Consider the following 9,294-nt stretch of genomic DNA (forward strand, 5'->3'; position numbering starts at 1 on the left):
CATAGGATTCGTTTTTCGGGTACTACGGATTTTGTAATTTCAATATTTTCAACGAACTAAATTTCAAGTTGCAAAGTTAACAAAATATTATTTAGAATAGTTCTAAATAAGATGATATTCTGGGACTACAACGAACACCAATTACTTATATAACTGTATATCTGCACATTATGGTATTTAGAACGATTCTATATAACGTCATATGCCTAAATATCAGATAGATAAAATTTTCATTATTTTATTAATTTTGGAAAAATGCTCAAGTTGGGTTAAAAGAAGTAAAGATGGAGAAAAAAAGTGAATTATCTGTAAAAGTATTGTCTGACATTTTAGGCAAGATGCAAAAAAGGGGTTTTCAGAATGCTATTATTTATGAAAATCTTTTTGTTGGATAACGAACCGGAAATTCTTCCTTCCACCAAGAATCCTGAACATTTAAAATTACATAAGGATAATCCACCCAAAATCTCGGTGGCTTTAGCTTAGCTAAATCCCAAATTTTCATCGAGACTATTCCAGCCTCAGCAGTTTTTGGCTGCTTTTATATACACAAGTATTGTGTAATGGAATTATAATTCCTTTCCAAAAATAAAGACATCTTCAATTTTTGATTTAAAGATTTTAGAAATATCGTATGCCAATCTCAAGGATGGGTTGTATTTTCCCTTTTCAAGAAAAACAATTGTTTCTCTTCTAACTTCAACCAATTTTGCTAAATCTAATTGCGTTAGATTTTCGCGTGCTCTCAACTCCTTAATTCTATTATTCATCGAATTTGAGTTTTACAATATATTTTGAAATTGCCCAAATTAAACAAGAAATCAAAATTCCACCTCCTAACATAGTTTCTACATTTGGGAACATTCCTTTTGCTACAAAAATAATAAGCCACATATACATTGATGCCATATAAGCATAATACCCGGTCTTATATTTCATGCGGGTGCTTAATTCATCATCAGTTGGCAATCCATCTTTTTCTTGCTGTTCTTTTTTATTAGCATTGAAGAATGCAATAATTCCACCGATAATAATTAAGGCAAAAATCACAATATTTAAACCTTGAAACAAGTCAGTTCCATTTTTAAGTATAATAAAACCTAAAACAAATCCCATGGTTGAAAATACAATTACCAACATTATTTTTTTACTTTTCTTCATAATCTAACTTTAAAAATGTTATTAATATCTAACACAAAGATAGAATTATATAACATTACAATTCAACATTTTTTTTAATTTTTTTAAATAATTAGATTTGGATCATTTATTTTGTTGAATTTCAAAAGTTTGCATACAAGCTCAGTTTAAAATAAAAGATCAAAATTTAGAATTTTCATCTGAATATTTCCTCTTTTAGCTTTGATATTTTGATATTAAAAAGAAAAAACCTACTCAAAATCTTGCTAACTTGCGTATAGTTCAATCCCGAATGTTCACCGGGACTATGCCCGGCTCAGTAGTTTCTCGCTGTTTTTATATTCTTTGGTGTTACAGGGCGTTTATATTTGTCCTTCATGCAAATCCCAAATTGGAAAACACATTTCATAGTCATTCCAAATAATATCCCCATATTCAATTGAATAAGACTGAAACAATTGTTTGTCTTGGTACTTTTTTGTCATTGGGTTTTTAGCTTTTTTTAGAAATTCCCAAAAATCAATGGTCTTTTCAATACCATCAGAAAATTGAAATTTAATTCGGTATTCTCCCAAATAATCTGCTTTTTGAATTGATACTATCATTGCCCTATATTTTTTTCGTTATTCTTTCTGTCGCAATTTCTTTATTGAAAACAAAAAAGTCCACCCATTTTCGAATAATATCATCTCTATAATATTCAACAAGTTTTTTGAATTTTTTTAAATTTTGTGCATCAAGAGGTTCTTTCCCTGAAACGGTTTTTATTTCGACTTCCACAAATTTTCCATTTTCATATATTATTTCAGCTTTACTTTCTTTTCCCTGATATTTGCAATGTACATGAATTGGTTCATGTTCACGGGAGTAGAATAAAACAATTAATCCAAAATATTCATAAAGTTTAGGCATCTCTTTTTTTAGCAAATTTACAAAATTGTTCTGATATTTTTTAAAAGTAATAATTGTTCTGTGTCTGCAACGTCAGTTAGTCGCATTTTACCATCAAGTGCTAATAATTTCAAACGGCTACAATTTGTAGCCACTTCACTTCCTTCCTTTTTAAGTCTGGTTTTCAATACACTCCAGCATTTTCTTGGGTTTTCACTATCAGTCAGAACTCCAATAACATCAATAATGGAGAAATACCACTTTTCATTTTCTTCGTTCCAGTGAATCCTAACTCGCTGGTCTTGAAATAGTTTTATTGCATTTTCTTTTGTCATATTTTTTTTCAAAAAGTCAAATTCAAAACTAATCAATATTTTTTATGTCTGTATTTTATTTGGAAACGGATTTTACAATGAATGCCAACATTAGTATAAACAGAAAATTCCGTTTATTTCATTATTATTATTAAATTTATATTTAAATCTCATCGAAAGGATTATTAATATCATTGAACTTTGTGCCTGATACATGTGCGAAAATTTCTGTTGTTGCACTCGATTCATGTTCTATTATTGATTGGCTTTGTTATAAATTAATTTAGATTAAAAATACCATTGCAAAAATATAAGAATTCTGTATTCTCGCAAAGTATTTTTATCTTTTTTCCTTTGATTTTATCCCTTAGAGATTTGCCAGTATTGCATCAACTCAAATTTTCTTTTGCTTGATGAACCGCTATGTACGAGACCCGTACGCTTAGTGGTGTGAGAGGTGCACTGGTGGCTATTTTGCCATCAGCCGCCTACTCGATTAGGCACCGTAATTTCTTTGTAATAAAACCTTTCCCAATATTCTGGTGCTCTGAATTTTCTAACCAACCTATTATATTCTTTTATCATTTTTTTGTTTACAAATTCGATTAGTAATTTCAGGTTCGAAATATATTCTTCATTGTATGATGCAGCATTGATAATTTTTAAATGTAAACTATTTCTTTCTTTATTCATTTTTTTAATAATGTCGAGAATGTTTTGTGGGGTTTTATGTATGTCAATATATGATGGGTTATTAAGCAATACGTTTAAAGTTACTGTTTGATTTTTTAATCCTCGGTATGTTTTATTCCCACTTTCCTGGTCAAATACTAAGTTCTCAATTTGCTTATAACTACTAACTTTAATTGGATGTTTCGAAATGTCTCCAAGAGATTTGAATTTTTTATCTCCAATTTTCGTATCTATTAAATGAACTAAATACCCTTTCTTTATAAATATTCCTTTGAAATAGTTTTCAAAGCAGAGTGTTATCTTTATCTTGTCAATTAAGTTTTCTTCAAAGAAACTATGTGAAATAGAAAGCGGATTTATTCCAGATATTGATTCATTCCATTGCTTTTCAAGCAATTCAAAGTTAGAAATCACATAAGACTTTTGGAAGTACTTAATCGAATTTCCTAAAAGGCAAGCATAACTATGTTCTCTCCAACTTGAGTTATGGTATATTCCTGCTAAACTTGACAAAGCCATTTATTTCATTTTATGGTGCCTAACATTAGTATAAACAGAAAATTCCGTTTATTTCATTATTATTATTTTTTGTTTTAAATATCCATCTCATCGAAAAGATTAACAATCTCATCAAGCCTATTGCGTGATATATGTGTTCATATTTCAGGTATTTTGCAAAATTCAAATCCAAATGCAGCAAACTTAGTTTTTATCCTTAACAATCATAACCAATGCACTGGCAATAAACAATGAAATTCCGCCAAGGATTAGAGCATAAATTGCTTTTTCGTCGAAAAGATTTTTTACAAAAAACCCGAGTATGCTTGCTGCTACAATCTGTGGAATTACTATAAAAAAATTGAAAATTCCCATGTAAACTCCCATTTTTTTTGCGGGAAGCGAACCGGTGAGAATTGCATATGGCATAGACAAAATACTTGCCCAAACCAAGCCAATTCCAATAAACGGAATTACCAATAAAATTGGATCGCTTATAAAAAATACAGAAATAAAACTCACACCTCCTACGAGTAGCGAAATCATATGAGTAATTTTTCGATTGGTTTTTCGTGCCAAATATATTAAGAGAAATGCAAAAACTGCGGCAAAACCATTATAAACGGCAAACAGTATTCCTACCCAATCGGCTCCTTCATTGTAAAGTGCTGAGGTAGTATCGGAAGTTCCATAAACATGATTTGTTATAGCAGATGTTGAGTAAATCCACATTGCAAATAACGCAAACCACGAAAAAAACTGAACAAAAGCCAATTGTTTCATAGTAGTTGGCATATTGTTAAGATCGTTCATTATTGAAACTAAGCCAGAATCGGAAGCTTTGCTTTTCTGTAAAATTCCCGCAACAATTTCTACCAGTCCGAAAATCATCATGCCGAATCCAAGAATATAAACCTCTTTTTTTACAACAGTAAAGTAAAGAATGATTGTTACAATAATTCCTAAAGCGAGTAAGATGCCACCGGATTTGAAACATATCTGGGCAGATTTTTTATTGTTAATTTCCTGAATTTCATCATTTGAAATATTTTCTGAATCGTAATCTTCGAAAGCCTCAAGTTCTTCGGGCGAATATTCTTTTGTTCGGAAAACAGTCCATGCAACTGCAAGTATAAAAATCAGAGCTCCAATATAAAAAGAAAACTTTACAGATGGTGCAATTTCGCCCTCTGGAGCAGTATTTTCAATTCCCAACCAATTTGTCATTATATAAGGGAGAGCCGAGGCAATTACTGCACCTGTACCAATGAAAAAACTTTGCATTGCAAAACCTCTGGTTCGTTGCTCCGGTGGCAACATATCGCCAACAAAAGCACGGAAAGGCTCCATAGAAATATTTATTGATGCGTCCATTATCCAAAGCATTCCGGCAGCTATCCATAGAGCCGGGGAATTTGGCATTATGAACAATGCCAGAGAAGCAAAAATTGCCCCAATCAGAAAATATGGTCGGCGGCGGCCAAGTCTTCCCCAGGTTTTGTCGCTCATATGACCAATTATGGGCTGAATAAGTAAACCGGTTACAGGAGCAGCAATCCATAAAATTGGGATGTCTTCGATATTTGCTCCGAGAGTTTCAAAAATTCGGCTAACATTGGCATTCTGTAGAGCAAATCCGAACTGAATTCCAAGGAATCCGAAACTCATATTCCAAATTTGCCAAAAACTTAATTGAGGTTTTTTATTTTTTGTCATAGTCTTGATTATAAAATATTTATTATTCCGATTTATATTTTAGTATTTTTTTTGTCATAAAACTTTACACATATGAAAGCATAACATGAGTCGTTTAATGTTTCCCTTCCTATCAAACTGCAGAACAATTGAAAACAGCTATTAATCTTAAATTTACTATTTAGGCTATTATTAAACATTATTTGAAATTGTTTTTTTCTCTTTTATTGGCCTATTCAAATTGCGCCATTTTATAAATGAAAAAGTAGTTATGATTGTCGCTATTGAATAAATCCATATGAATAGAGTGTAGGAAAAGAAAAAATCAGATAAGTATTTACAGAAAAAAGTATTGAAAAGATTAAGAATAGTCCAAAGAAAAAAATTGGAAATTATCATTCTTTTTTTTAGTCTGCCAATTACTGACCAGTCTTTTGTAAAAGAAAAACTTGTTAGGGATAAACATGTTAATCCGACAATATATCCAATGTATCCATTATAAAAAAAAAGAAACGGTTCCCAAAACAAAACACCTCCAGGAGCGGTATATTGGTTGCTTGCCTCATTAAATGCAAATAAAACAAACTTTATGATCGTAAAACAAATAATTGCTGAAGCGATGAAAAATGGCAAACCGGTAAAAGTTAGCTTATCTGTTCGCCATCTTTTAATTAATAACTTGTCCAATAAAACCTTCAATTGCCTGCCAAGGAAATAAGTTATGATATAATTTATAGCAACTATAAAAAAATAGACTATTCCATATATTAATAAAACTGTAACTGCCAATCCCCAGCCGAAATCCAGATCTTCCATTTTCTTTCAAATTAGTGCCAAGTTTCTAAATTTTAACATTTTGCATACATATATAATATCAACCTTTGTTAAAAATCTCAATAATTGCTTCTCTATTTTTTATCAAAATGTCTTTGCCTTTAATTTCCAAAACCTCTTCCTTTTCAAATTCTTTAATAAATTTCACAGCACTTTCAAGAGTAATTGATGCAAAATCGGCAATATTTTGACGGTTTAAATATCTGAAAACATTCTCAGCTTCAAATTTTTCGGAAGACAAATATAATATTGCAGATGCCAATTTCCCTCGCATATGTTTGTACGAAAGATTGTTAATAATTTCTAAATAGCGACTTTCGTTTTGATAATTTCTTGAGGTTATTTGCATTGCAAATTCGGGTTTTCGCAAAAGCAACTGCTTCATTGCTTCTTTTTCTATCATGCAAATTTCCGAGTCTTTTATGGCAATGGCCGAGTATTGATAAATATTTTCGTAAAAAATAGACGAAAAAGCCATAAAATCTCCTTTCACCGCAAGACGAATATTTGTTTGTTTATTGATTCCGGTCTGAAGAAATACCCGAACCAGCCCATCGTTTATGAAAATTACATGAGGTGAAAATGCACCTTGCTTAAAAATTGTTTCGCCTTTTAAATATGCGATTTGCGTTTTTCTTTCATCAAGAAATTGCAAATCCGCAGAATCTAAATTTTTAAAGCAAGTCAAAGTATCCTCTATGCCACTCATAATTCTTTAAAATATTTCTAAAATTTACATCATAAATGAAACAACAAAACTAATTATGTTTTTAGAATTAGAAAGAACTTCCAAAAATGCAAATTTCTTCGTTGTTTCAAAATTTCAAAATCCTCATTTACAATAGTAAACTGCGGTTTTGAAATTTCTCACGCCTTGAAATTTACTATTCTTAGAAGTTCCAATAAGTTATAGCTTATATTTTTATAAGAAAAAACTTATGAAAATATAATAATTTTAAGATAAAACTTCAAGCCCTAAATTTTGTACAGCAAATTGTTACACAGTATTTTTGCCTCAAACTTATAAGATGAAAAAAGTAGCAATTCCGGTTTTTGAAGGTAAATTGAGCGAGTTCTTCGGCAAATGCGAAAACTATGCAATTTTTGAGTTAAATGATGGAAATATTATTAACGAAAAAAATCTTGCTTCAAAAAATATTAAGACTGATAAACTTCCGGAATGGATTACAGAAGAAGGTATCACAGATGTAATTGTTTATAAAATGAATAAAAAGATTATTCAATTATTTAATAATTCAAAAGTGAACATTTTTGTAGGCGTGTCAATAGATACACCACAAAAATTGATTTCAAAATACTTAAATGGAAACCTAAAATCTGATGATACAATAATTAAAGAAATAATAAATCATTAAATAAGAAATCAACAAATTGTATAATTAATAATTAAAATTTATAAAAATGAAAGTTTTACAAACAAGCATCCACGAGATTGAAACATCCGAAGAATTAGCGAAAATAATTAGCGAAAACGAAAGCGCAATGGTTTGCTGTGGTCGCATGGGACCAATGTGTATTCCGGTTTATGAGGCTATGGAAGAACTTGAAGAAGAACGAGAAAACATAAAATTTTACTCAATGGGTTTCGACAGGCCAGAATCTGAGCCAATAAGATATGCTCCAATGACTCGCGGATTTATGGGATTGCCTTTTACCGTTTATTACAAAAATGGCGAAATGGTGAAAGCTACTACAAGCATTCAGAGCAGAGAACAAATTGTTTCGATATTAGACGAAAATTTTAGTTAGGTCTAAACAATGGAAGAAATATATGATGTAATGATTCTCGGTGCCGGTGCTGCAGGTCTCACTGCCGGCATCTATTCTTCGAGGGCAAAACTGAAAACTATTATCCTGAACGAAGGTGCAATTGGCGGACAAATGGTTCTTACCAACGAAATAGCAAATTATCCTGGAGTTGAGCTGACCAAAGGATATTCTCTTGCCGCCACCATGAAAAAACAGGCTAAAGATTTTGGTTGCAAAATCAAGTCTAACGTAAAAATTGCCAATCTACAGTTGAAAGAAACAATAAAAACCGTTGAGTTAGAAGACGGTAGAAGTTTTCAGGCAAAATCAGTAATAATTGCTCCGGGTGGGAAACCTCGTTCGCTCGATATTGAGGGCGAAGAAAAATTTAAGGGGACAGGAATTTCATTTTGTGCTACTTGCGATGGAGAATTTTTCACCGACAAAGAAGTAATTGTAGTAGGTGGCGGAAATTCGGCACTCGAAGAAGCAGTTTCTTTAAGCAAATATGCTACAAAAATCACCATAGTTCATCAGTTCGATCATTTTCAGGCTTTCGAACATGCTATTCGTGATGCCAAAAACAATGAAAAAATCAGCTTTATTTTAGAGTCGGAATTAAGAGGATTTTATGGGACAGATGGATTAGAAAAAGTGAGCATTGAGCATCTGCCTACAGGCAAAATAGCCGAAATGAAAACTGACGGAGTTTTTATTTTTGCCGGATATCAACCAAATACTCAAGCGTTTGAGCAAATTATTAAGCTCAACGACAGAAAAGAAATATTAGTAGATGAAGATATGAAAACAAATATTGCGGGCGTATTTGCAGCTGGCGATTGCATTGCAAAAAAATACCGACAAGTAACTACTGCCGTGGCAGATGGAACAATAGCCGGACTTAGTGCTGCTAATTATATTCAAAACTTTAAAAACCAATAAAAATAAACGAATTACAACCAATCAATCAACATGTTTTGCTTGATGTTTCGGACGACATGTAAGAACAAAAAACAGCATCAGGAATATTCATTCCCGATTCTGCAAAAGAAAAGAAAAACATTGCCAATGTACTTGCTATGAGCAATATAGAAAATTCGGAAATTGCTGTAGGAGATAAAGTTATGTATAAGGGAACATCTAAAAATGCAAATTTCTTCGTTGTTTCAAAATTTTAAAATCCTCATTTACAATGGTAAACTACGGTCTTAAAATTTCTTACGCCTTGAAATTTACTAATTTTAGAAGTCCCCATAAAGCATTTAGTGGCAACGAAACCGAATTTGAAGGCAAAAAATATCTGTTAATCCAATAACACTGCTAAAGTTTCCTTAATTTTTCAATTCAAAACTTCTCTACGCTACAATTAACAAAGCATAACGAATTTTCAGAAGTGGAAGTTACCTTTTTATAAAAAGGAGTCTCAATAATTGTATATTTACTTGACTAAAAATAAAAC

General features: G+C 31.4%; 11 protein-coding genes and 2 pseudogenes. 4 read left to right on the top strand and 9 right to left on the bottom strand.

Translation table 11 applies throughout. The annotated features are described in order from the left end of the window. Positions 1-569: 569 nt before the first annotated feature. From HN894_08470 to HN894_08510, 9 genes and pseudogenes are all read right to left on the bottom strand, one after another. Complete coding sequence (locus HN894_08470) at positions 570-770, bottom strand: helix-turn-helix transcriptional regulator (GenBank protein ID MBT7143359.1); 201 nt, start codon at positions 768-770, stop codon at positions 570-572. Continuing rightward, the gene (locus tag HN894_08475; protein ID MBT7143360.1) at positions 763-1,161 is read right to left on the bottom strand and encodes a hypothetical protein; all 399 of its coding nucleotides are present in this window, start codon (positions 1,159-1,161) and stop codon (positions 763-765) included. Before HN894_08475 ends, HN894_08470 begins: the two co-directional genes overlap by 8 nt. A gap of 341 nt (positions 1,162-1,502) precedes the next feature. Further along, positions 1,503-1,745, bottom strand: coding sequence for a DUF2442 domain-containing protein (locus HN894_08480; GenBank protein MBT7143361.1), 243 nt, complete (start codon positions 1,743-1,745; stop codon positions 1,503-1,505). 4 nt (positions 1,746-1,749) lie between these two features. Next, the gene (locus HN894_08485) at positions 1,750-2,052 is read right to left on the bottom strand and encodes a DUF4160 domain-containing protein (GenBank protein MBT7143362.1); all 303 of its coding nucleotides are present in this window, start codon (positions 2,050-2,052) and stop codon (positions 1,750-1,752) included. A 41-nt stretch (positions 2,053-2,093) separates the two neighbouring features. Next, positions 2,094-2,366, bottom strand: a pseudogene (locus HN894_08490) (hypothetical protein). Positions 2,367-2,825: 459 nt separating this feature from the next. Further along, on the bottom strand, positions 2,826-3,557 hold the full coding sequence (locus HN894_08495) for a hypothetical protein (GenBank protein MBT7143363.1): 732 nt from the start codon (positions 3,555-3,557) through the stop codon (positions 2,826-2,828). 183 nt (positions 3,558-3,740) lie between these two features. After that, positions 3,741-5,252 (bottom strand): MFS transporter, encoded by a 1,512-nt coding sequence (locus HN894_08500; GenBank protein MBT7143364.1) that lies wholly within the window; start codon positions 5,250-5,252, stop codon positions 3,741-3,743. Between the two features lie 171 nt (positions 5,253-5,423). Then, positions 5,424-6,047 carry a hypothetical protein gene (locus tag HN894_08505; protein ID MBT7143365.1) on the bottom strand — a complete coding sequence of 208 codons (624 nt, stop codon included), beginning with the start codon at positions 6,045-6,047 and terminating at the stop codon, positions 5,424-5,426. Between the two features lie 58 nt (positions 6,048-6,105). Next, positions 6,106-6,774, bottom strand: a complete 669-nt coding sequence (locus HN894_08510; protein MBT7143366.1) for a Crp/Fnr family transcriptional regulator — start codon at positions 6,772-6,774, stop codon at positions 6,106-6,108. Positions 6,775-7,093: 319 nt separating this feature from the next. Here HN894_08510 and HN894_08515 point away from each other — a divergent pair, with 319 nt between their 5' ends. The 4 genes and pseudogenes from HN894_08515 to HN894_08530 all read left to right on the top strand — a co-directional run bounded on the left by HN894_08515 (position 7,094) and on the right by HN894_08530 (position 9,013). Further along, positions 7,094-7,441 (top strand): hypothetical protein, encoded by a 348-nt coding sequence (locus HN894_08515; GenBank protein MBT7143367.1) that lies wholly within the window; start codon positions 7,094-7,096, stop codon positions 7,439-7,441. A gap of 46 nt (positions 7,442-7,487) precedes the next feature. Beyond that, positions 7,488-7,835 carry a thioredoxin gene (locus tag HN894_08520; GenBank protein MBT7143368.1) on the top strand — a complete coding sequence of 116 codons (348 nt, stop codon included), beginning with the start codon at positions 7,488-7,490 and terminating at the stop codon, positions 7,833-7,835. Between the two features lie 9 nt (positions 7,836-7,844). Further along, positions 7,845-8,777 (top strand): FAD-dependent oxidoreductase, encoded by a 933-nt coding sequence (locus HN894_08525; GenBank protein ID MBT7143369.1) that lies wholly within the window; start codon positions 7,845-7,847, stop codon positions 8,775-8,777. Positions 8,778-8,779: 2 nt separating this feature from the next. Further along, a pseudogene (locus HN894_08530) lies at positions 8,780-9,013 on the top strand (co-chaperone GroES). Positions 9,014-9,294 lie beyond the last annotated feature (281 nt).

The sequence above is a fragment of the Bacteroidota bacterium genome, from assembly GCA_018692315.1.
Lineage (GTDB): Bacteria > Bacteroidota > Bacteroidia > Bacteroidales > JABHKC01 > JABHKC01.

Excerpts from the sequence above, each read along its gene's own strand:
- HN894_08470 (MBT7143359.1), bottom strand. The coding sequence starts at position 770 with ATGAATAATAGAATTAAGGAGTTGAGAGCACGCGAAAATCTAACGCAA.
- HN894_08475 (MBT7143360.1), bottom strand. The coding sequence starts at position 1,161 with ATGAAGAAAAGTAAAAAAATAATGTTGGTAATTGTATTTTCAACCATG.
- HN894_08480 (MBT7143361.1), bottom strand. The coding sequence starts at position 1,745 with ATGATAGTATCAATTCAAAAAGCAGATTATTTGGGAGAATACCGAATT.
- HN894_08485 (MBT7143362.1), bottom strand. The coding sequence starts at position 2,052 with ATGCCTAAACTTTATGAATATTTTGGATTAATTGTTTTATTCTACTCC.
- HN894_08495 (MBT7143363.1), bottom strand. The coding sequence starts at position 3,557 with ATGGCTTTGTCAAGTTTAGCAGGAATATACCATAACTCAAGTTGGAGA.
- HN894_08500 (MBT7143364.1), bottom strand. The coding sequence starts at position 5,252 with ATGACAAAAAATAAAAAACCTCAATTAAGTTTTTGGCAAATTTGGAAT.
- HN894_08505 (MBT7143365.1), bottom strand. The coding sequence starts at position 6,047 with ATGGAAGATCTGGATTTCGGCTGGGGATTGGCAGTTACAGTTTTATTA.
- HN894_08510 (MBT7143366.1), bottom strand. The coding sequence starts at position 6,774 with ATGAGTGGCATAGAGGATACTTTGACTTGCTTTAAAAATTTAGATTCT.
- HN894_08515 (MBT7143367.1), top strand. The coding sequence starts at position 7,094 with ATGAAAAAAGTAGCAATTCCGGTTTTTGAAGGTAAATTGAGCGAGTTC.
- HN894_08520 (MBT7143368.1), top strand. The coding sequence starts at position 7,488 with ATGAAAGTTTTACAAACAAGCATCCACGAGATTGAAACATCCGAAGAA.
- HN894_08525 (MBT7143369.1), top strand. The coding sequence starts at position 7,845 with ATGGAAGAAATATATGATGTAATGATTCTCGGTGCCGGTGCTGCAGGT.